Source organism: Nocardia sp. NPDC050378 (genome assembly GCF_040655675.1).
Classification (GTDB): domain Bacteria; phylum Actinomycetota; class Actinomycetes; order Mycobacteriales; family Mycobacteriaceae; genus Nocardia; species Nocardia coubleae.
In genome coordinates this window covers 1-21,410 of the sequence record NZ_JBFAKI010000008.1, presented here as the reverse complement: position 1 = coordinate 21,410, position 21,410 = coordinate 1, and the positions used below count along the sequence as shown (strand labels likewise).

Below are 21,410 nucleotides of genomic sequence, written 5' to 3'. Positions count from 1 at the left end.
TGAGATGTCGAGCCCGTACGGATCCGAAATCCGGCCGACCACACGCGTCAGGCCCTATGCCCTGACCGCAGGCCGCACCGAACCCGCGATCGCGCTTCCACTGGAGGCGGTCGTGGAGACGGTTTCCTATACCGCACACCTGGAATGGCCCGCAGGCGATCTACGAAGTGAGATAGTGCGCCTGGCCACACATCGCCTCTCGGTCGCCGAGATAGCGGCATACCTGTCACGCCCACTGGGTATGGTCCGGGTGATGATCGGCGATCTCGTTGTGGGCGGGATACTTCGAGTGCACTCGACGCTGACCGAGCAGGCGAGCTACGACGAACGCCGATCACTGATGGAGAGGACTTTGCGTGGACTCCGTGGCCTCTGAGGGCGCACCGCGCCAGCAGGCACCCGAGCAACGGGTCGCCTCGACGAAGATCGTGGTGGCGGGCGGTTTCGGCGCCGGGAAGACGACCTTCGTCGGCTCGGTGTCGGAGATCGTTCCGCTGCGCACCGAAGCGATGGTGACCCACTTCTCCGACGGCATCGACGATCTCGCCGAGACGCCGGAGAAGGAGACCACCACCGTCGCGATGGACTTCGGCCGCATCGTGCTGCCGGGCAACCTGGTGCTGTACCTGTTCGGCACGCCCGGCCAGAAGCGGTTCTGGTTCATGTGGGACGACCTGATCCGCGGTGCCATCGGCGCGGTGGTGCTGATCGACACCCGCAGGCTGGAAGACAGCTTCGCCGCCGTCGACTTCTTCGAGGCGCGCGGGCTGCCGTTCCTGATCGCGGTGAACCGCTTCCCGAACGCCCCGCGTTTCCCGATCGCCGAACTGCGCGAAGCGCTGTCGGTGCGCGAGGGCATCCCGATCGTCGACATCGACGCCCGCAACGCCGTCGAGGTGCGTCAGGCGCTGGCGGCGGTGACCGAATACGCCATCGCCCAGCTCGAGCCGCAGCAATTCGAGGGAGCTGGCAGGCGTGGTTGATCTGCTCGCGACCGGAGCGGAGGTGTTCGGTCGCGGTACGGGTGTGGCGTGGCTGGCTTTCGATCTGTCGGCCGTCGGCGCGGTCGTCGCGTTTGCGTGTGTGCGCCACGCCAAGTACTCGGTGCGGTTCCGCATCGTGTGGCTCACGATGGCCGCCGTCTCGCTCGGGGGCGTCGGCCTGTGGCTGGCGAATTCGGTCGCGCTGCTCGGCATTCACGTCGAGGGCAGCGCGGTGCGCTACAACCTGGCCCTCGGCACGGCCTCGGCCGCCATCGCGGTGATCGCCGTGTTCGCCGGATTCCTGATCGGCGGGCGCAAGCTGGATCTGCCTCGGCTCGTGATCGGCGGGCTGACGATGGGGCTGGGTGTCGGTCTGTCGACCTATCTCACCCTGGACGCGCTCGCGGTGCAGGGCACCGTGGAGGAGTCGCTGGGCCTCATCGGGCTCGTATTGCTGATGTCGATGGCGCTGTGCACGGGCATGCTGTGGGCCGGTCAGACGGTGCGGTTGATCGCCCTGCGCGCGGTGCTGTCGTTGCTGTTCGCCGTTGGGGTCGCGGCGCTGTACTACACCGCGGTCGGCGCGCTGGAATTCGACGTGAACCCCGGCGCTCGCACGCCCGACGGGCTGCAGCTGTTCGACCTGGTGTTCCCGATGTTCGTGCTCGGTTCGCTCGGCCTCACGGTGCCCATCACGGCGATCCTGGTGGCACCCGATCGGCGCGACGCCATCGAGGCCGCCGAGAAGGCCGAAACCGTCGGCGCGCGATAACTGGCTAACGTCCGGTTTGCCGGAATCTTTACCGTCTTCCGCCCCGCTGCCCGAATGCGGCCCGGCGGTGGTGGATTCGGGCGAAAACCGCCCCTGAAGTGGCGATGAGCGGGTTCTCCTTGGTAGGAGAACCCGCCCTCCCGCACGAGAGTACATACCCGTGCAGGACTACGCATCAGTGATTCAGGAATTTTCCTGTGCCGAAAAACAAACCCCGAGTTGGTATCTGGGCATTCAGCAATCGTTCGGCAAGCTTTTCCGGGCGGCAAGTCCACGTGGCATGCGCCACACCGGTAACCGGGCGATTGCCCCGACCTCCCGGACAAGCTCCTGACCAGGCATTACCAGTGGCCAGTAAGCCCCCTGGACACCCCGTCTTCCAGCTCACCCCGCAGACGGTGCGTTAGGCCCACATCCGGGCCTCGCGCGGGTTATCGTGCCCCCAGGGCGCTTTCGTCTCGCCCGGCACATCCAAGGTTCGTTCGAAGGAGTTCGCATGGCCGTCAACGTGGTGCTCGACAAAGTTCTCGACAAGGAATACGAGAACAAGACGCTGAAGGAAATCCTGTCCGCGCCGCCGTCGGCCCTCGCCGGGCTTGCCGCAGGCGTCGATCAGCAGCTGCTCGACGCGCTGAAGATCAAGACCATCGCCGACCTCGGCACCAACAAGTACATCAAGCTCGCCGTCGCCCTGGTCGCCCTCGCCGAGCAAGAAGGCTGAAACATCGGCGGCTGACAACGGCCTGCCCTGGTTCATACCTGGGCAGGCCGTTGCATTTTGTCCGATACCCCGCTTCGGGTTGTCCCCTCCGAACCGGCTCTCGAACACCTCACAGAAGGTCAGGAGATCCGCGCGGGATCGATCAGGCCCTTCCGTACGGCACCAACGATACGACGTGGCACCCGATATTCGACACCCGCCACGGTCACCGGGACGAGTTGCGGCGCCTCGGCCTTCCACTGCGAACGCCTGCTCCTGGTGTTCGAGCGCGACATCCTGCGCTTGGGAACCGCCATGCCTCAGCCCTCCTTGCCCGGGCGCGAACGCTTGCCGTAGCGGCGCTCGAACTTCTCCACCCGGCCCTGGGTGTCGAGGTTGCGCGCGGTGCCGGTCCAGAACGGGTGCGAGTCCGAGGTCACGTCGACGGTGAGCAGCGGGTAGGTGTTCCCGTCCTCCCAGTCGACGGTCCGGTCGCTGGTCGCCGTAGACCGGGTCAGGAACTTCTTGCCCGTGTTCGCGTCCTCGAACACGACCGGGTGGTAGTCGGGGTGGATGCCCGCTTTCATGCCGTTTCTCCTCTCGGGTTGGTGCGCTCGCTCGCCGCGGCCGGAGCCTCGGCGGGGTCGGCGCACGGGTCTTCGTGCCATTCGCCGACGGGGTCCTCCCACAGCGCGACCCGCTCCGGGGCGCGATCGACGGGCAGCAGTTCGTCGTCCTCCACCAGCGCCCAGTGCAGGGCGTGCCGGATCTCGGCGGGGTCGGCGTCGTGGGCGAGGATCACCAGCGACACATCGCGGTCGCCGAACCGGTCGTCCCAGCCGAGCGCTGCCATCGCGCGCCGCGCCGGATCGACTTCGGCCTGCTCCTCGGGCGTCATCGCGGCCAGCCACTTGCCCGCCCCGCCGACGCGCAGCCCACCGCCCGCCGACTCGAGCCACACCACCTGGTCGGGCTGGGTGGCCAGCCAGATCCGGCCGCGCGCGGTGACCACACCGTCGAACAGCACATCGAGGGCGTCGTGCAGCCGGGCCGGATGGAACGGCCTGCGGGCGGCGAACTCGATGATCGACACACCGCAGTCGGTGCTCAGCGGCGGCTGACCGCGCAGCAGCGGTGCGTGGGCGTCGAAGATACGGCCGCGCCGGGCATAGTCGGGCACGCGGGTGAGCAGCGCGCCGATCTCCACGGCGTCGAAGCCGGACAGGTCGGGAAGCCAGGCGGTCGGTGCGCCGGGCGCCAGCCGGGTGAGCACCGCGTCGAGGCGTTCGCGGTCGAGGGGCTCCACCCCGTCGGCGAGCACCACGAGCGCGTCGGCGAAGTCGACCTGGCCGACGGCCACCTGGGCGACGGTTCGTTCGTCGTCGGCCGAGGCGAGACCACGGTCGGCCAGTGCCTCGTCACCCGTGGCGTCGGCGAGCCACTGGTTGCCGTCGACGCAGGTCAGCACGGCCTCGATGCGCACATTCCGGCCGGCGGGGCCGTCGACCCGGTCGGCGACACCGGTCACCTCGACGGTCTCGATCGCGTGGCACAGCGCCTCGGCCTCGATGGCCGGGTCGAGGGCCAGCACGATGCGCCGCACCGGCTCGCGGGCGGCGAGGGTGCACAGCATTGGCAGCAGATCGGCGCGCAGCGTGCACGACACACAGCCGTGAGCCAGCTCGAGCACCGTGGTTGTCACGTTGCCCGCGGTGCGCACCGTGCGCCGGACCACGCCCTCGCGCAGTTCGGCGAGGTCGTGGTGCACGACGACCGTGCCCGCATCCTCGCTCAGCACCGCCGCGATGTGCTCGACGCCGGTCATGGCGGGTCCGGCGAAACCGGCCAGCAGCACCACGGGTGTTCTCCGGTCGGACTGGTCAAGCACCCGGTACCCCTTTCGATAACGATTTTCATTTACTTCGAGGGCAACGGTACAGTGCGGAATAAGCATTGTCGAAAATGGTTGTCATAACCGTGGAGGGAGGTCGCATGTCGGCCCACTGCCAGGTCACCGGACGCAAGCCCGGCTTCGGAAAAGCCGTCTCGCATTCGCACCGGCGCACGAACCGCCGCTGGAACCCCAACATCCAGCGCAAGACCTACTACCTGCCCAGCGAGGGCCGCCGCGTCACGCTGACGGTCTCCGCCAAGGGCATCAAGACCATCGACCGCGACGGGATCGAGGCCGTAGTGGCCCGCATCCGCGCTCGCGGCGACAAGATCTAGGAGCACCCATGGCCTCGAAATCGACCGAACTGCGGCCGATCGTCAAACTCAAGTCCACCGCGGGCACCGGCTACACCTACGTCACCCGCAAGAACCGCCGCAACGACCCCGACCGGATGGTCCTGCGCAAATACGATCCCGTCGTGCGCAAGCACGTGGACTTCCGCGAGGAGCGCTGATGGCGAAGAAATCCAAGATCGCTCGTAACGAGCAGCGGCGCGTGATCGTCGAGCGCTACGCCGCGCGCCGTGCCGAGCTCAAGGAGATCATCCGCAAGCCGAGCACCGGCGACGACGAGCGCGCCGCGGCCCAGGCCGAACTGCGCGCCCAGCCCCGCGATGCCAGTCCGGTACGATTGCGCAATCGGGATGCAGCCGATGGCCGGCCACGCGGCCATCTCAGGAAGTTCGGGCTCTCCCGGGTACGTGTGCGCGAGATGGCCCACCGGGGCGAGCTCCCTGGGGTCCACAAATCGAGCTGGTAGACACCCACTGATCTCGTGAGAAGGAAAATCCCATGGCAGTGAAGCGAGCACCGTCCAAGAAGGCACGCGCCGAGCAGGGCCGCAAGCCGAAGAAGAACCCGCTGATCGCCGCGGGCATCGAACACGTCGACTACAAAGACGTCAACCTGCTGCGCACCTTCATCTCCGATCGCGGCAAGATCCGTAGCCGCCGCGTCACCGGCCTGACCCCGCGCCAGCAGCGTCAGGTCGCCGTCGCGGTGAAGAACGCGCGCGAGATGGCGTTGCTGCCGTTCACGACCACCAAGTGAGCTCGTGACAGACGGCCCCGGAGCTGGTGCTCCGGGGCCGTTTTCGTGCCGTGGCTAGGGTGGACGCCATGACACCGCTGTCGCGCCGCTTCGCCCTCGTCGCGAGCCTGGCCGTGCTGTTCGCACCGGCCTGCGCGAGTTCCGGGGACTCCACACCCACCCCGGCACCGACGAACACCCGCCCGGAAAGCACCGGTCCCGGTGTCGGCCGGCCGTTCACCGCCGACCCGAACCTGGTCGACCCACGTCCACTGCCGTTCCCCGCATGGCGGCGGGTGGGCGACGCGACGATCGCGGTCGACTTCCAGACCGGCAATCCCCAGTGCAACGGAGTCGACGCCACCGTCACCGAAACGGCCGACACGGTCACCGTCGCACTGCGTGCCGGTACCCCCGCCGACGCCGTCGGGAGAATGTGCACGATGGAGGCCGTTCTCGGCACGCTGGAGATCACCCTGGACGCGCCGCTCGGCTCCCGGCAGGTCCTGGACGCCGCCTGAAACGGCAGCGGGTGCCGCACCGTGACGGCGCGGCACCCGCTGCGGGGCAAGCGAACTCAGTGCGCGAAGTGACGCGCCCCGGTCAGGTACAGCGTGACGCCCGCTTCCTTGCACAGTTCCACGGTGTCCTTGTCACGGATCGAGCCACCCGGGTGGACGATGGCGCGCACGCCCGCGGCGACCAGGATCTGCGGGCCGTCGGAGAACGGGAAGAAGGCATCCGAGGCGGCGACCGAACCCTTGGCCCGCTCCCCCGCGCGTTCCACGGCGAGCTTGCAGGAGTCGACCCGGTTCACCTGACCCATGCCGACGCCGACAGCGGCGCCGTCGTCGGCCAGCAGGATCGCGTTCGACTTCACGGCACGGCAAGCGCGCCAAGCGAATTCGAGGTCGGCCAGCGTGGTGGCGTCGGCGGGATCACCGGCGGCGAGGGTCCAGTTGGCCGGGTCGTCGCCCGCGGCGTCGAGCACGTCGCGGTCCTGCAGCAGCGCACCGCCGCTGATCGGGCGCAGTTCCACACCCTTGCGGCGCGGCGGCTCGGCGACCAGCACCCGCACGTTCTTCTTGCGCTGCAGCACCTCGACGGCACCCGGCGCGTAACCGGGGGCCACGATCACCTCGGTGAAGATCTCGGCGACCTGCTCGGCCATCTCGACGCTCACCTCACGGTTGGCGGCGATCACGCCACCGTAGGCACTCACCGGATCGGTGGCGTGCGCCTTGCGGTGGGCCTCGGCGATATCGGCGCCGACGGCGATGCCACACGGGTTGGCGTGCTTGATGACCGCCACGGCGGGCTCGTCGAAGTCGAATGCGGCGCGCCAGGCGGCGTCACCGTCGGTGTAGTTGTTGTACGACATCTCCTTGCCGTGCAACTGCTGCGCCTGCGCGATGCCGACGGTGCCGTCGTTGCTGGTGTACAGCGCCGCGGCCTGGTGCGGGTTCTCGCCGTAGCGCAGCACCGCGGCCCGCTCCCACGAACCGGCGACCCAGCTCGGGAACTGCTCGGTCTCGGGCTGCACGGCGGGCACGGCGACCGAGCCCATCCAGCTCGCCACGGCCACGTCGTAGTTCGCGGTGTGCTGGAAAGCCTTGGCGGCCAACGCGGTTCGCTCGGCGAGGGTGAAGCCGCCGGACTTCACGGCCGCGAGCACGTCGTCGTAGTCGGTGACGTCGACGACCACGCCCACCGACGGGTGGTTCTTGGCGGCGGCACGCACCATCGACGGGCCGCCGATGTCGATCTGCTCCACGCACTCGTCCACACCGGCGCCGCTGGCCACGGTCTGGGTGAACGGGTAGAGGTTGACCACCACCAGCTCGAACGCCTCGACACCGAGCTCGACGAGCTGGTCGAGGTGCTCGGCGCGACGGGTGTCGGCCAGGATTCCGGCGTGCACGCGCGGGTGCAGCGTCTTCACGCGGCCGTCGAGGGTCTCCGGGAAGCCGGTCAGGTCCTCGACCTTGGTGACCGGAATGCCCGCCTCGGCGATCTTGCCCGCGGTCGAACCGGTCGACACCAGCTCCACGCCCGCGGCGTGCAGTCCGGCGGCCAGCTCGACGAGCCCGGTCTTGTCGTAGACGCTCACCAGCGCCCTGCGGATCGCCTTACGTTCACTCACCGGTGTGCTCGCTCATCTGGTATCTCTGCCTTTCGTCCGTCGGAGACAATGCCTCGCGTCGCGACGGCGGCGATGACCTGCGCCAGCAACCGTCGCTCGACAACCTTGATGCGCTCGTGCAGCGCGGCCTCGTCGTCGCCGGGCAGCACGTCGACCGCCTCCTGCGCGAGGATCGGGCCCGTGTCGACCCCGCCGTCGACCAGGTGCACCGTGCAGCCGGTGACCTTGGCGCCGTAGGCCAGCGCGTCACGCACACCGTGCGCGCCGGGAAACGACGGCAACAACGCGGGATGGGTGTTGATGAACCGGCCGCCGAAGCGTTCCAGGAACGCGGGGCCGACGATCTTCATGAAGCCTGCCGAGACGACCAGGTCGGGTTCGAACGCGGCGACCGCGTCGGTGAGCGCGCGGTCCCAGGCGGCTCGGTCGTCGAAATCCTTGACCGCGACCCGGAAGTGGTCGACGCCCGCGGCCTCGGCGTGTTCGGTGGCCTGGCATACCCGGTCGACACCGACGGCGACGATCTTCGCCGGGTAACCGGGTTCGCGGGCGGCGGCCAGCAGTGCGTTGAGCAGCGAGCCGGTGCCCGAGGCGAGGACGACGACGGTGGCCGGGGTCCGTGCGGGCTTCCACTGGGCAAACGAGGACGTCAGCGCTCTACTCCTGCGTGTGGTCGGGTGGCGGCGATCGATAATGCGCCGGGTCGAGCTTAACGACCGGTGTCCCCGTCACCCTCCGGCAGGTCCGGCTCCACCACCTCGGCGTCGACGATGTCGTCGGTCGGTGGGGTCGTCGAGCCGGGGGCGGCGATGCTCACCTCGGGTTCGTCGTCGATGTCCTCGACGAGTTCGGCGTCGACTTCCACGGCCGGGTCGGCGGGGTATTCGTAGTCGTCGTCGGCGTAGTCGTGATCGTCGGCGTAGTCGTCGTCGGCGCCTTCGTCGTCCGCGCCTTCGTCGTCCTCGTAGTAGTAGTCGTCCTCGTCGTAGGAGTAGTCGTCGTATTCGACGGCCGGTGCGAGGAAGCGGCGGGCGAAGACCATGCCGACGAAGCCGCCGAAACCGAACCAGGTGACCATCAGCACGACCAGCATCAACAGATCGGGCCCCACCCAACCGACGGCGCCGAGCCGACCGCTGCTCAGGATCGACAGGACCAGGAAGGTGAGGGTCGACAGGCCGGCACAGGTGAGCGTCGCCCACGGCGCACCGGGGCGGTCATCGCTCGTGCGGCCGAGTTCCACGCCGCCGAGCACGCCGACGGCCAGCGGCACGAGCAGCAGCACCGGCCACCACGCGGCGGCGGGACCGGTCGGCAGCGGGATCAACGCGGGCACCGGCGGTACCTGCCCGGCGCTCACACCGAACAATCCCACCGATCCGATCCCGAACTGCACCGCGGCACCACTGAGCATCCCGGCGGCGCCGACGATCACGTTCGGCAGGTAGAGCAGCGAGAGCAGCGTCATGCCGAGCACATCGGTCACATCGTGTGCCTGCTGATACGTCTCGCCGACGCGGGACAGGTGCGTGCCGAACGAGATCACCGTCGCCAGCGCCGCGCAGCCGAGCACGCGCAGCACGGTGCGGCGGGCGGCGCGCGCTCCGAGTACCGCCCACTCCGGAATTTCCACGGGCAGGAGCGCACACAGCGAATCCCAGGCGCGGGCGCAGATCCCGGCGGCAGCCGCGGCCAGGTACAGCACCAGCACCCAGCCGAAAGCGGTGACGACGCCGGGCGGTTCGAGTGGCGTGACGCCCGCGGCATCACCGACAACGGCCAGGCACACCGAGGTCATGACGAGCGGTCCGGCGAGTACGGCGGCGGTGAGCCAGCCCAGGTCGACCGGCGTCGGCCGGTTCGGCACGGCCCGTGCGCATTCGCGGGCGGCCAGCCACACCAGCACGACGGTCGGTACCAGTGGAAGCAAACCGAGGGTGGTCCGGCCGACGGTGAGCGGAATCTGATGAGCCGCAAGCCAGGTCGCCGCGACCGCGCCCGGCGCACTGGTGAGCTCGGTGCCCGAGGTGAGCATCACCAGCAGCACCACGACGATCATGGCCGTGAGCGCGCAGATCGTCGGCCGGGCGGCGACGAGCAACAGCGTCCGCGCCCGGTCCGGCGGCAGCGACCACCAGGCGGGTTCCGGGCCGGAGGGTGCGGCGGTAGTCTCCCCGCCGCGTGACCCGGAGGTCCGGCGCACGAGGGCGTTACGGGAGCTCATGACAATTCAGCGTGGCAGCTTCCCCGGCGGGCGCGGGTCAGGCGCGCCGCGAGCCCACAGGCACACCCTGTGGGCTCGCGATCGGAACCTGTGGCCACGACAGCCGTCGGTTTTCCTACTTCTGGTCGTCGCTGGGACGGAACGCGGTGGTCGCGTCGGCCGCCGGGTCGGCGTTCTGCTCGCCACCGAACGGCTGACTCTGCCCGGGCTGCGGAGCCGAACCCTGCTGTGCGCCACCGTAATTGGGCGCACCGAACGGCTGACCACCCGGCTGACCGGTCGGCTGGCCGCCGAAGGTCTGGGTGGCGCTCTCATCGGGACGCGGCTGCGCCTGCGGGGCCCCACCGTAAGGCTGCTGCTGCTGCGGCGCGGCGCCGTACTGCTGGCCGTAGGGCGACTGCTGCTGCGGCTGACCGTAACCCTGCTGCTGACCCGGCTGACCGTAGGACGGCTGCTGCGCCTGCGGCATCGACGGCGAACTCTGCTGGCCGTAGGGCGACTGCGTGGGGTACTGCCCACCGGTCGAGGCCTGGCCGTAGCCACCCTGACCGAAGGACTGCGGCTGACCCGGCTGGCCGTATCCCTGCTGCCCGTAACCCTGCTGGCCGTACTGCCCGTACTGACCCGGTTGCTGCGGCTGCGCGGGCTTGGGCGCCGGCGGCTTGATGATGCCGAGCTGGAACAGCAGCGCGACCACGAGCAACACGGTGACGACGAACGCGAAGACCGAGACGACGAAGGCGCCCCACTGCAGTTCCGCGCTCTCGATGCTGATGAGCGCCACCACGACGCCCACGAATCCGGCCGCGGCGAGAGCGACGGCCACGGGGAGGTTGTTCAGCTTGGGCAGCAGCGACAGACCGGCCACGATCGCGGCGGCCAGGATCAGCGCCGCGTAACCGCCCGCACTGGAATCGAACATGCTGCTGGTCTCGGTTTTCGCCCCGAGGGAGAAACCGATGAACGGTGCGAAGCCGAGCAGGAAGGTGACAACACCGAGTCCGGCGCCCGCGGCGGTGAGAATGAAGGGCAGCCCCTTGGCGCCACCGTCGTCCACGGACGCAGCCGCGGCGGCTCCGGTGCTCGGGCCCTGCGCGGGCGCGGCGGGTGTCGCGGGTGCGTTGTACCCGGAGCCCCCTGTCGGGTAGGACATGTCGTCGTCTCCTTGTCGAGTCGTGCGCATCGGTCGCGTCGAACTGACTGGTGCCTGATCCGATACCTGACGCTACTGCACGCCACGCCCGCGGTCACCACCTACCGATGCGGGCTGTGGATAAACCACCGCCTGTGGATGAATCGACGAAGGCCGCCCAGGCTAAACCTGAAAGCGGCCTTCGACAGTGTGAAATCAACACTTACGCAGAAGCGATGGACGCCTTCTCCAGGATCTCGCGAGCGAGCGCGGCGGTGGCGGACGGCGTCTTGCCGACCTTCACACCCGCTGCCTCGAGCGCTTCCTGCTTGGCCTGCGCGGTGCCACCACCACTGGACACGATCGCGCCCGCGTGGCCCATGGTCTTGCCCTCGGGGGCGGTGAAGCCCGCGACGTAGCCGACGACCGGCTTGGTGACGTTGGCCTTGATGTAGGCCGCGGCGCGCTCTTCGGCGTCGCCACCGATCTCGCCGATCATCACGATGATCTTGGTCTCGGGGTCCTTCTCGAACGCCTCGATGGCATCGATGTGGGTGGTGCCGATGACCGGGTCACCGCCGATGCCGATCGCGGTGGAGAAACCGAAATCGCGCAGCTCGTACATCATCTGGTACGTCAGCGTGCCCGACTTCGACACCAGGCCGATCGGACCCTTGCCGGTGATGTTGTTCGGGGTGATGCCGACCAGCGCCTCGCCGGGGGTGATGATGCCGGGGCAGTTCGGGCCGATGATGCGGGTCTTCTCGCCCTTTTCGACGTTGTAGGCCCACGCGTAGGCGGAGTCCTGCACCGGGATGCCCTCGGTGATGACCACGAGCAGCGGGATCTCCGCGTCGATGGCCTCGATGATGGCGTCCTTCGAGAAGGCCGGGGGCACGAATGCGATGGAGGTGTCGGCGCCGGTCTTCTCCATGGCCTCGGCCACGGAAGCGAACACCGGCAGCTCGATCTCGTTGCCGTCTTTGTCGGTGTGCTTGACCGTGGTGCCGGCCTTGCGCGCGTTCACGCCACCGACGACGTTGGTGCCCGCCTTCAGCATCAGCGCGGTGTGCTTGGTGCCCTCGCCGCCGGTGATGCCCTGGACGATGACCTTGTTGTCCTTGTTCAGGAAGATGGACATGTTCGGTTCCCTTACTTCGCTGCGGCGAGTTCGGCAGCCTTGTCGGCGCCCTCGTCCATGGTCTGGGCCAGCGTCACCAGCGGGTGGTTGGCCTCGGCGAGGATGCGACGACCCTCTTCGACGTTGTTGCCGTCCAGGCGAACGACCAGCGGCTTGGTGGCCGCGTCACCGAGCACCTCGAGTGCGCCCACGATGCCGTTGGCGACCGCGTCGCACGCGGTGATGCCACCGAAGACGTTCACGAACACGCTCTTGACCTGCGCGTCACCGAGGATCACGTCCAGACCCGCGGCCATCACGGAAGCCGAAGCGCCGCCGCCGATGTCGAGGAAGTTGGCCGGCTTCACGCCGCCGTGGTTCTCGCCCGCGTAGGCGACGACGTCCAGGGTCGACATGACCAGACCGGCGCCGTTGCCGATGATGCCGACCTCACCGTCGAGCTTGACGTAGTTGAGGTCGTTCTCCTTGGCCTTGAGCTCGAGCGGGTCGGTCGCGTCGACGTCGGCGAACTCGAGGTGGCCGGGCTGACGGAACTCGGCGTTCTCGTCCAGGGTGACCTTGCCGTCGAGGGCGAGGATCTCGTCGTTCGGGGTGCGCACCAGCGGGTTGACCTCCACCAGGGTGGTGTCTTCCTTGGTGAAGACCTCCCACAGCTTCTGGATGGTCACGGCCGCGGCATCGAGCACCTCGGCGGGCAGGTGGCCCTTCTCCGCGATCTCGCGAGCGAAGGTCAGGTCGACACCCTTCACGGCGTCGACGGGGATCTTGGCCAGCCGCTCGGGGGTCTTCTCGGCGACCTCTTCGATCTCCATGCCGCCCTCGACCGAACACATGGCCAGGTAGGTGCGGTTGGAGCGGTCGAGCAGGAAGGAGATGTAGTACTCCTCCGCGATGTCCTTGGCCTCGGCGACCAGGAGCTTCTTGACGATGTGGCCCTTGATGTCGAGGCCGAGGATGTTCTGCGCGTGGGTGAACGCGTCTTCCGGGGTAGCGGCGTACTTCACGCCACCCGCCTTGCCGCGACCGCCTACCTTGACCTGCGCCTTGACCATGACCGGCTTGCCGATTTCCTCGGCAATGGCGCGTGCTTCTTCGGCCGTGTCGCAAACACGACCCTCGGACGAAGGCACTCCGTGCTTAACGAAGAGCTCCTTCGCCTGATATTCGAAGAGATCCATGTACTCACCGTCTCGTCTGCGTTGCTATGACAACGTCTTTGTTGGCGGCCCGACTTGCCGTAGCGACTGGTTGCAGGTCGCTCGAGGGGCCAGCTAGCGGGTCGGTCGGACTCTAACTAGTCACGGGGAGGGCTAAACGACCACATTCATCCTAAGTGGCGCAGGTCACGACGGGTGCGGGGAGGTCACCAAAACCGCTGGCCAAGGCTACTGGCGAGTAGTTTTTCGGTGCCGTGGCAGGTCGGAACACCTAAAGGGGGAACGCCCCGCCATCTACTACGTTATGTCGTCGATCGACCTCACCCGAAGGGTCGCGAATCGGTGAGTTATTCCGCAGCATTACGGTGACGAATCTCACAGACAAGTGTAGGTTCTCGACCAGCGCTTGCCACTCTGCAATCGCTTCGTTACCGTCAATGCGGTCGATGTCACAACCAGGTCACGACAACCAGGTCACGACTGGCAGGTCAGGACTGAGGAGGACGACAAGCTTGAGGAACGTCAGGCGTAGCCGATGAACCACCGCTCCACCTTCCCAGTTGAAGATCGCAACAGCTCAGGCCGCCGTTACCGGTACGCCGACGAGTTCACCTCGCACCCGCGAAGCCCCCGCGCCGCCGCGCCACAGCCGCAGCAGCCTGCCTGGCCGAGCACCGATTCCTGGCACACCGAGAACTCCTGGTCCGGGAACGACGCCTGGTCCGACAACGCCGCGTGGACGCCCGCCGAGGACGAATGGACCGCCGACGAGTCGGGCTCCTACGACTCCGGCACCTACGAAACAGACTGGGCGCCCGCCGAACCCGAGACCCCGGCACCCGAACCGCGGCGCGCCGAGCGGCGTGGCGGTGCCCACCGCGTGCCCGCACCGCCCACCGCGCTGAAGGGCCGCGCCGCCGTCATCGCCGTCGCCGCGGGCGCGGTCGTCGCGGCAGGCCAAGCCGCCATGGCCTCCCCGCAGCAGCCCGACACGGGCGTCGACTACGAAGCCGCGGGCCAGATCCACGAGATCGCCGCCCAGTCGATGAGCACCACCGAGGTCGCCGACCACGTCACCGGCTCGTCACCGCAGGTACTCGACGCCACCGCGGTCGCCGACAAGAGCCACTTCGACGACATCCTCGCCAAGGGCCAGAAGTTCGCCGAAGACCTGGCCGCCCAGGAGTCCGCCAAGCTGCGGCCCCTGTTCGCCAAATTCACCACCGGCAACTACACCTCCGGGTTCGGCGCCCGCTGGGGTGTGCAGCACCTCGGCATCGACGTCGCGGGCCCGATCGGCACCCCGATCTACGCGGTCGCCGACGGCACCGTCATCGAGGCGGGCCCCGCGTCCGGTTTCGGCATGTGGGTCCGCATCCTGCACGACGACGGCACCGTCACCATCTACGGTCACATCGACACCGCGACGGTCTCGCAGGGTGAACGCGTGATGGCAGGCGACCAGATCGCCACCATGGGCAACCGCGGCTTCTCCACCGGCCCGCACGTGCACTTCGAGGTGTGGCAGAACGGCACCGACAAGATCGACCCCATCCCGTGGCTCGCCACCCGCGGCATCAGCCTGGGCGCCCAGCGCGACTGAGGACGGGTGACCAGCAGCACGGTTCCGCTTTCCCGTTAGCGGGGTAGCGTTTTCGTATGGCTGGTACGACGAAGTACACGCAGTTCATTGCCCTGCCACCGGAATCGGTGTGGGCAGTGCTGGGGGATCTCACGCAATGGCCCGAATGGAATCCGGGCGTGCGTGCGGTGCGGATGCACGGGCCTGTCGCCGTCGGGGCGACCGGTGACTATGTGCCCAACGGGAAACTCGCCGCGCGCGTGCACGAGCGGTTCGGCGCCCCGTTCACCGTGACAACTCTTGTACCCGAACGTGAGCTGACCATCGAACAGCCCGAACCCGCCGGGACCATGGTGCTCACCTGGCGGCTCGAACCGCGCGCGGGCGGAACGGCGGTCACGCAGGAGCTGCGCTTCAGCGGTGTGTCCGCGGCGGCGATGCGGGCGGCGGCCGGACCGTTCATCGAAACCGGTGCCCGCGTGAACTTCTCGCGCCTGGCCCGGCTCGCCGGCCTCGTCCCGGCCGACGACGCCCTGAACGTGGTGATCGCCGGTGGCACCGGAGCGCTCGGCGCGCAGATCGCCGCCGACCTCACCTGCCGTGGTCAGCGCGTCACCCTGCTCACCCGGCGCCGCAACCCTGGAATGCCGTTCCGGCAGACCGAATGGGACGGCCGCTCGGTCGGCGCCTGGGCCGCGGAACTCCGCGAACCCGGCCGGATCGCGGTCGTCAACCTGGCGGGCAAACTCGTCGACTGCAGGCCGACCGAACGCAATATCGCCGAACTGCGCAGCAGCCGCGTCGATTCCACCACGGCACTGGTCGCCGCCGCCCGCACCCGTGACACCCCGGTCGACTACTGGGTGCAGGCCAGCACCACCGCCATCTGGTCGGACGCGGGCGAAACGCGCTGCACGGAAACAACACCCGTGCCCGAAGGGCTGCCGCAGATGACCGGCGTCGCCGAGCCGTGGGAGCAGGCATTCGACCCGGCCCAGGCCGAGCACTGGACCATCCTGCGCACATCCATCGTGCTCGACCCGGACGCCCCGGCGCTCAAACGCCTGAGCCAGCTCACCAAGGCCGGGCTCGGCGGACGCGTCGGCCCCGGCGACCAATGGTTCAGCTGGATCCACATCGAGGACTGGCTGCGCATCGTGCGCGCCTGCCTCGGACTCGATCCCGAGGTGAGCATCCCCGACGGCATCCTGGTCGCCGCCACCGAGAACCCGGTCCGCAACGCCGAACTCATGGCGACGCTGCGCCGAACCCTGCATCGCCCGGCGGCCCCGCCGACGCCGAAAGCGATCCTGTCGGTAGGCGCCGTGGTGCTGCGCTCGGACCCGGCGCTCGGTCTCACCGGCCGCCACGCCACCTCGGAGGTACTGCCGAAAACCGGCTTCACCTTCCGCTACCCCACCCTCGACGAGGCCCTCACCGACCTGCTCCCCTGCCTCCCCGCGAATTGAGCGTGCCATCGGGGACCTCGACTGTCGGCAGTCGGGCTCACGTCGGACCGTGAGGGCCAGGAGGTGGTTGGGGAGTTACCCATGTTCTTCCGAGATCAGCGGGTCGGCCACCAATTCACAACTTGACGATGGTTCGGCTGAATTGGGGGATCAAGCGGATCTTTCCGGCGGTGCCGAAGTCGATGGTGACGGTCGCCAGTGGGCCGACGCCATCGGCGGCGACCACTCGGCCCAGGCCGTACTTGTCGTCGGTGACCCGGTCGCCCACGGCGAGAACGAGATCGGTGTTGTTGCGCTTCACCGCACCGCCGGGCGCAGGCCTGCGGGTGCCGGTGCCGCCGCGCACGCCCGGCCGCTGATCCCAGCCGTCGCCACGCGTCCAGTCCCGGTCGAACCCGCTGTCCTCACCGCGCCTGCGACCGCGCTGCACCGGCGACACCACCGGTTCGAGCCTGCGCCAATCCAGCAGATGCTGCGGAATCTCCTGCAGGAACCGCGATTCCGGGTTCGACACCGGCTGTCCCCAGCCCGAGCGGACCACGGCACGCGACAGGTACAGCCGCTGACGGGCGCGGGTGATGCCCACGTACGCCAGCCTGCGTTCCTCGGCCAGCTCGTTCGGATCGCCGAGCGCCCGCATGTGTGGGAACTGGCCGTCCTCCCAGCCGGTGACGAAAACGACCGGGAACTCCAGGCCCTTGGCGGTGTGCAGGGTCATCATGGTGACCACTCCGGAGCCCTCGTCCGGAATCTGATCGGTATCGGCGACCAGCGACACCCGTTCGAGGAACGCCGCGAGCGAACCGGGTTCGGGCTCACCGTCGCCCACCTCGGGCAGCAGCCCCTCCTCGCGCGCGGCCTCGGCGTTGTTGAACGCCTCGGAACTGAATTCGCGGGCGACGCTGACCAATTCGTTGAGGTTGTCCAACCGCGCGCCGTCCTGCGGGTCGTCGGAGGCCTCGAGTTCGGCGCGATAACCGGTGCGGTCGAGCACCGCGTCGACCACATTGCCCACATCGGGGTACTCGCTGTCGGCGCGCTGTCCGGCCGCCCGGATCTCGTCGAGCAGGTCGAGGAAACCGGCGATGGCCCGCTGCGCACGAGTATTGAGCAGCGCCACCTTGCCGTCGGCCGCGTCGCGCAGGGCTGCCGCGAAACCGATGTCGCGCTGCTCGGCGTGCACCGCGACACAGGCCTCGGCACGGTCGCCGATGCCACGGCGCGGGGTGTTGAGAATGCGGCGCAGGCTCACGGCGTCGTCGGGGTTCTCCAACACGCGCAGGTAGGCCACCACATCGCGCACTTCCTTGCGCTCGTAGAAGCGGACACCGCCGACCACCTTGTACGGCAGCCCCATGCGGATGAAGATCTCTTCCAGCGCACGCGAATTGTTGTTGGTGCGGTAGAACACCGCCACGTCGCCGTAGGTGGCCTCGCCCGCGTCGACCAACCGGTCGATTTCCTTCGCGACGAACGAGGCCTCGTCGTGTTCGTTGTCGGCGACGTAGCCGGTGATGAGCTCGCCCTCACCGGAATCGGTCCACAGCTTCTTCTCACGCCTGCCCTCGTTGCGGGCGATCACGGCGTTGGCCGCCGACAGGATGTGCTGGGTGGAGCGGTAGTTCTGTTCCAGCAGAATGGTTTCGGCATCGGGGAAATCGCGTTCGAATTCCTCGATATTGCGGATGGTCGCGCCGCGGAAGGCGTAGATGGACTGGTCGGCGTCGCCGACGACGCACAGCTCGCCGGGCGGCACCTGCTCGTCGCCGGAATCGCCGTGGTGGCCGACGAGTTCGCGCACCAGCACGTACTGGGCGTGGTTGGTGTCCTGGTACTCGTCGACGAGGACGTGCCGGAACCGGCGGCGGTAGTACTCGGCCACCTGCGGGTGGTTCTGCAGCAGCGCGACGGTCTCACCGATCAGATCGTCGAAATCGAGGGCGTTGGCCGCGCGCAGCCGCTTCTGGTATTCGCCGTACACGCGGGCGACCAGCGCGGGCAGTTCGGTGTCGTCGGCCTCGGCGTCGCGGGCGGCCTGTTCGGGCCCGATCAATTCGTTCTTCAAATTGGAGATGGCCGTCGACAGTAACCGCGCCGAATATTTTTTGGTGTCGATGTCGAAATCGCGGCTGATCATCGTGAGCAATCGGCGCGAATCGTCGGCATCGTAGATGGAGAAATTCGAATTCAGACCCGGCAGCAAAGCCGCCTGCATGCGGAGAATACGCACACAGCTGGAATGGAAAGTCGACACCCACATGCTCGCGGCGCGGGGACCGACGAGCCCGGCCACCCGCTCCCGCATCTCGGCAGCAGCCTTGTTGGTGAACGTGATCGCCAGGATCTGTCCGGTCTGCACTCCGCGTGCGGCGAGCAGGTAGGCGATGCGGCGGGTGAGCACGGCCGTTTTGCCCGAGCCCGCGCCCGCCACGATCAGCAGCGGCGAACCGGCGTGCACCACGGCGGCGCACTGCTGCGGGTTGAGCCCGTCGAGCAGCCGCTCGGTTTCCTCGGCACGACGCTGTTCGCGCTCCTTGCGGCGCTGTTCCTGCTCGGCGCTGTGCCGGGCCGCCGCCTCGGCCAGACCGCTGCGAGCCGCACCACCGCCACCACCGTCACCCTGCGGTGCGGCGGTGCTGTCTGGTGCCGCGACCGGGGTGTTCGGCGCGGTGGACGACGTTTCGTCTGCGGAGGGAGCGACCGTGATATCCATCGTCTGTCCACGCTACCGGCGGGCACCGACAAGCGGCCAACCGCCGTCGGCGCGGCCACCGGCGGGCAAACCGCGAGTGAACCGGATGACGACCGGTGTCGTACCCACCCGTGTGAATGTTCTCAGCGGATTCACAAACACAACTGTTTTGCATACCTACCGACCCGTGGCAGACTGGGCCGCGTGGTCAGCGCCGCTTCGCCTGTCCGGATCGGCAATCGATCCGATATCGTGGCGGCAGGCGCCCAGCCGGAAAGTTTTTCAGGGTGAAGGAACAGATCGGTAACACGACGTCCGTATCGACCGATCCCAGTTCTGACACGAGGAGATGAATGATGAGCACCCCTGCTACAACCGCCGGGTCAGAGGCGGCACTGCCGCAATCGGAGGCGGAGATCGAGAAGCTTCGCCTCGAAATCGACGAACTCGACGCCACCATCCTCGCCGCGATCAAACGCCGGAGCGAAATTTCGCGGATCATCGGGCGCACCCGGATGGCCTCCGGGGGGCCCCGGCTGGTGCACAGCCGTGAGATGAAAGTGCTCGAACGCTTCAGTGAGCTCGGCCAGGAGGGTCACACCCTCGCCATGCTCCTGCTCCGCCTCGGTCGCGGACGTCTCGGCCGCTAGGCCGAACTCGAACCACGCGGCGGTCGTCCAGATCGCCGCTCACGAAAAGCCGCCCCGGGTGCGACAACATCCCCGGGGCGGTTATTTTTTCGCTCAGGTGAGGGCGATGTACTTGGTGTCCAGGTATTCCTCGATGCCCTCGGTCCCGCCCTCGCGGCCGAAGCCCGACTCCTTGACGCCGCCGAAGGGCGCGGCCGGGTCGGAGATGACACCCCGGTTCACGCCGACCATGCCTGTCTCCATCGCCTCCGACACCCGCAGCGCACGATCCAGGTCGCGGGTGTAGACGTAGCTGACCAGCCCGTATTGCGTGTCGTTGGCGGCGGCGACGCCCTCCTCCTCGGTGTCGAAGGCGACGATCGGCGCGACCGGACCGAACACCTCCTCGCGCAGGATGCGGGCGGCGGGCGGCACGTCGGCGAGCACGGTGGCCGGGTAGAACCAGCCCGGCCCATCGGGGGTCTCCCCGCCGAGCAGCAGCTTCGCGCCGGTGCTCACCGCGTCGTCGACGAGTTCGGCGACGGTCTCACGCTGCTCGGCGCTCACCAGCGGGCCGAGCGTCGTCGACGCGTCCGTCCCCGGCCCGAGCACCACCGATTCGGTCATCGCGGCTACCAGCTTCTCGGTGAATTCCGCGACGACGCCGCGCTGCACGTGGAACCGGTTGGCGGCCGTGCACGCCTCCCCGCCGTTGCGCAGCTTCGCCTGCATGGCACCGGCCACCGCGCTGTCGATGTCGGCGTCGTCGAACACCACGAAGGGCGCGTTGCCGCCCAGTTCCATGGAGGTGCGCAGCAGCCGGTTCGCCGACGACGAGACCAGCTTCTTACCCACCTCGGTCGAGCCGGTGAAGGTGAGCTTGCGCAGGCGCGGATCGTCGATCAGCGGGCCCGTGACGGCACCGGAACGGCTGGTTGTGACGACCGACAGCACACCGTCGGGCAGTCCGGCCTCGCTGCACAGGCGGGCCAGCGCGAGCATGGTCAGCGGCGTCGCCGAGGCGGGCTTGACGATCATCGTGCAGCCGGCTGCCAGCGCCGGACCGATCTTGCGGGTACCCATGGCCAGCGGGAAATTCCACGGGGTGATCGCCAGGCACGGACCGACCGGTTGCTTGGCGACCATGATCCGCCCCGTGCCCGACGGCGCGTGCAGATACCGCCCGTGCACCCGCACCGCTTCCTCGCTGAACCACCGGAAGAACTCGGCGCCGTAGCGCACCTCGTTGCGGCTCTCCCCGAGCGCCTTGCCCATCTCGAGCGTCATCAGCAACGCGAACTCCTCGGCCCGCGCCGTGAGCTCGGTGAACACCGCCCGCAGGATCTCGCCGCGTTCCCGCGACGGCGTTCGCGCCCACTCCCGCCCGGCCGCCACCGCCGCGTCGAGCGCCCGCATCGCGTCCTCGGGCGTCGCGTCGGCGACCTCGGTGATCACCGACCCGTCGGCCGGATTGTGCACGGGAAATGTGGCCCCGCCGGTAGCCTCCACCGCCCCCGACCCGATCCACAAACCCTTTGGTACGAACTCGATCACGTCCCGTTCAGAAACCATGCCCCCACCCTAAGCCGACCCCCCGCCCGAGAAGCCACCAAACGCCACACGAATAACCCGAAAGACCACCCCGAGCCCCCTCGGCCACCAACTCGAATGCCGCCATAACCGCATCCCCAGCCCCGTACAACCCGACCTCGAGGAGGGATCGCCGCGAAGCGGCGGTCGGCGGCCGTCCCGACGATCAGGTGCCGTTGCGTAGGCGACGAAGGAGCAAGCAACGGCGCCTGAT

23 protein-coding genes are annotated in these 21,410 nt (G+C 68.3%); 12 read left to right on the top strand and 11 right to left on the bottom strand.

The window, feature by feature from the left end; translation table 11 throughout:
- Positions 1-4 precede the first annotated feature (4 nt).
- From AB0I35_RS18980 to AB0I35_RS18965, 4 genes are all read left to right on the top strand, one after another.
- Positions 5-376, top strand: a complete 372-nt coding sequence (locus AB0I35_RS18980; protein WP_067485423.1) for a DUF742 domain-containing protein — start codon at positions 5-7, stop codon at positions 374-376.
- Complete coding sequence (locus AB0I35_RS18975; protein ID WP_225278646.1) at positions 357-983, top strand: ATP/GTP-binding protein; 627 nt, start codon at positions 357-359, stop codon at positions 981-983. The genes AB0I35_RS18980 and AB0I35_RS18975 overlap by 20 nt, the downstream gene beginning before the upstream one ends.
- The gene (locus AB0I35_RS18970; RefSeq protein ID WP_357397393.1) at positions 976-1,755 is read left to right on the top strand and encodes an MHYT domain-containing protein; all 780 of its coding nucleotides are present in this window, start codon (positions 976-978) and stop codon (positions 1,753-1,755) included. Before AB0I35_RS18975 ends, AB0I35_RS18970 begins: the two co-directional genes overlap by 8 nt.
- A gap of 496 nt (positions 1,756-2,251) precedes the next feature.
- Positions 2,252-2,476, top strand: coding sequence for a hypothetical protein (locus tag AB0I35_RS18965; protein WP_067485421.1), 225 nt, complete (start codon positions 2,252-2,254; stop codon positions 2,474-2,476).
- A gap of 119 nt (positions 2,477-2,595) precedes the next feature.
- Here AB0I35_RS18965 and rpmF read toward each other — a convergent pair whose 3' ends face one another.
- The 3 genes from rpmF to AB0I35_RS18950 are packed head-to-tail and all read right to left on the bottom strand — an operon-like array spanning position 2,596 to position 4,343.
- Positions 2,596-2,772, bottom strand: a complete 177-nt coding sequence (gene rpmF / locus AB0I35_RS18960; protein WP_067485420.1) for a 50S ribosomal protein L32 — start codon at positions 2,770-2,772, stop codon at positions 2,596-2,598.
- Between the two features lie 3 nt (positions 2,773-2,775).
- Complete coding sequence (locus tag AB0I35_RS18955) at positions 2,776-3,042, bottom strand: type B 50S ribosomal protein L31 (RefSeq protein WP_225278644.1); 267 nt, start codon at positions 3,040-3,042, stop codon at positions 2,776-2,778.
- Positions 3,039-4,343, bottom strand: coding sequence for a GTP-binding protein (locus tag AB0I35_RS18950; RefSeq protein WP_357397391.1), 1,305 nt, complete (start codon positions 4,341-4,343; stop codon positions 3,039-3,041). The genes AB0I35_RS18955 and AB0I35_RS18950 overlap by 4 nt, the downstream gene beginning before the upstream one ends.
- Before the next feature lie 104 nt (positions 4,344-4,447).
- Between AB0I35_RS18950 and rpmB the strand changes: the two genes are divergently transcribed.
- The 5 genes from rpmB to AB0I35_RS18925 all read left to right on the top strand — a co-directional run bounded on the left by rpmB (position 4,448) and on the right by AB0I35_RS18925 (position 5,958).
- Complete coding sequence (gene rpmB / locus AB0I35_RS18945; protein ID WP_067485415.1) at positions 4,448-4,684, top strand: 50S ribosomal protein L28; 237 nt, start codon at positions 4,448-4,450, stop codon at positions 4,682-4,684.
- Positions 4,685-4,692: 8 nt separating this feature from the next.
- Complete coding sequence (gene rpmG, locus AB0I35_RS18940; RefSeq protein WP_011211511.1) at positions 4,693-4,863, top strand: 50S ribosomal protein L33; 171 nt, start codon at positions 4,693-4,695, stop codon at positions 4,861-4,863.
- On the top strand, positions 4,863-5,168 hold the full coding sequence (gene rpsN / locus AB0I35_RS18935) for a 30S ribosomal protein S14 (protein ID WP_357397390.1): 306 nt from the start codon (positions 4,863-4,865) through the stop codon (positions 5,166-5,168). The genes rpmG and rpsN overlap by 1 nt, the downstream gene beginning before the upstream one ends.
- Before the next feature lie 32 nt (positions 5,169-5,200).
- Positions 5,201-5,458: a 30S ribosomal protein S18 gene (rpsR, locus tag AB0I35_RS18930; protein WP_357397389.1), complete on the top strand. Its 258-nt coding sequence runs from the start codon at positions 5,201-5,203 to the stop codon at positions 5,456-5,458.
- Positions 5,459-5,526: 68 nt separating this feature from the next.
- The gene (locus tag AB0I35_RS18925) at positions 5,527-5,958 is read left to right on the top strand and encodes a hypothetical protein (RefSeq protein WP_357397387.1); all 432 of its coding nucleotides are present in this window, start codon (positions 5,527-5,529) and stop codon (positions 5,956-5,958) included.
- A 56-nt stretch (positions 5,959-6,014) separates the two neighbouring features.
- Here the strand turns inward: AB0I35_RS18925 and purH are convergent, their stop codons facing one another.
- The 6 genes from purH to sucC form a co-directional block, all read right to left on the bottom strand.
- The gene (gene purH / locus AB0I35_RS18920) at positions 6,015-7,580 is read right to left on the bottom strand and encodes a bifunctional phosphoribosylaminoimidazolecarboxamide formyltransferase/IMP cyclohydrolase (RefSeq protein ID WP_357397386.1); all 1,566 of its coding nucleotides are present in this window, start codon (positions 7,578-7,580) and stop codon (positions 6,015-6,017) included.
- Positions 7,577-8,233 (bottom strand): phosphoribosylglycinamide formyltransferase, encoded by a 657-nt coding sequence (purN, locus tag AB0I35_RS18915; RefSeq protein WP_357148601.1) that lies wholly within the window; start codon positions 8,231-8,233, stop codon positions 7,577-7,579. Before purN ends, purH begins: the two co-directional genes overlap by 4 nt.
- Positions 8,234-8,289: 56 nt before the next feature.
- Positions 8,290-9,804 (bottom strand): DUF6350 family protein, encoded by a 1,515-nt coding sequence (locus AB0I35_RS18910; RefSeq protein WP_357397384.1) that lies wholly within the window; start codon positions 9,802-9,804, stop codon positions 8,290-8,292.
- Positions 9,805-9,919: 115 nt separating this feature from the next.
- Positions 9,920-10,957: a DUF5336 domain-containing protein gene (locus AB0I35_RS18905; RefSeq protein ID WP_357397383.1), complete on the bottom strand. Its 1,038-nt coding sequence runs from the start codon at positions 10,955-10,957 to the stop codon at positions 9,920-9,922.
- Between the two features lie 202 nt (positions 10,958-11,159).
- Entirely contained in the window at positions 11,160-12,077 is a 918-nt protein-coding gene (gene sucD, locus AB0I35_RS18900) for a succinate--CoA ligase subunit alpha (RefSeq protein ID WP_067485390.1), read from the bottom strand.
- A gap of 11 nt (positions 12,078-12,088) precedes the next feature.
- Entirely contained in the window at positions 12,089-13,255 is a 1,167-nt protein-coding gene (gene sucC, locus AB0I35_RS18895) for an ADP-forming succinate--CoA ligase subunit beta (RefSeq protein ID WP_067485387.1), read from the bottom strand.
- 514 nt (positions 13,256-13,769) lie between these two features.
- Between sucC and AB0I35_RS18890 the strand changes: the two genes are divergently transcribed.
- Entirely contained in the window at positions 13,770-14,837 is a 1,068-nt protein-coding gene (locus AB0I35_RS18890; protein ID WP_357397382.1) for a M23 family metallopeptidase, read from the top strand.
- Between the two features lie 56 nt (positions 14,838-14,893).
- Positions 14,894-16,285, top strand: coding sequence for a DUF1731 domain-containing protein (locus tag AB0I35_RS18885; protein WP_357397381.1), 1,392 nt, complete (start codon positions 14,894-14,896; stop codon positions 16,283-16,285).
- Positions 16,286-16,400: 115 nt separating this feature from the next.
- Here AB0I35_RS18885 and AB0I35_RS18880 read toward each other — a convergent pair whose 3' ends face one another.
- A complete protein-coding gene (locus tag AB0I35_RS18880) occupies positions 16,401-18,998 on the bottom strand; it encodes a UvrD-helicase domain-containing protein (protein WP_357397380.1) in 2,598 nt (865 codons plus the stop codon).
- Between the two features lie 335 nt (positions 18,999-19,333).
- Here AB0I35_RS18880 and AB0I35_RS18875 point away from each other — a divergent pair, with 335 nt between their 5' ends.
- Positions 19,334-19,627, top strand: coding sequence for a chorismate mutase (locus tag AB0I35_RS18875; RefSeq protein WP_133733847.1), 294 nt, complete (start codon positions 19,334-19,336; stop codon positions 19,625-19,627).
- Positions 19,628-19,720: 93 nt separating this feature from the next.
- Here AB0I35_RS18875 and AB0I35_RS18870 read toward each other — a convergent pair whose 3' ends face one another.
- Entirely contained in the window at positions 19,721-21,178 is a 1,458-nt protein-coding gene (locus AB0I35_RS18870; protein ID WP_357397379.1) for an NAD-dependent succinate-semialdehyde dehydrogenase, read from the bottom strand.
- Positions 21,179-21,410: the final 232 nt, after the last annotated feature.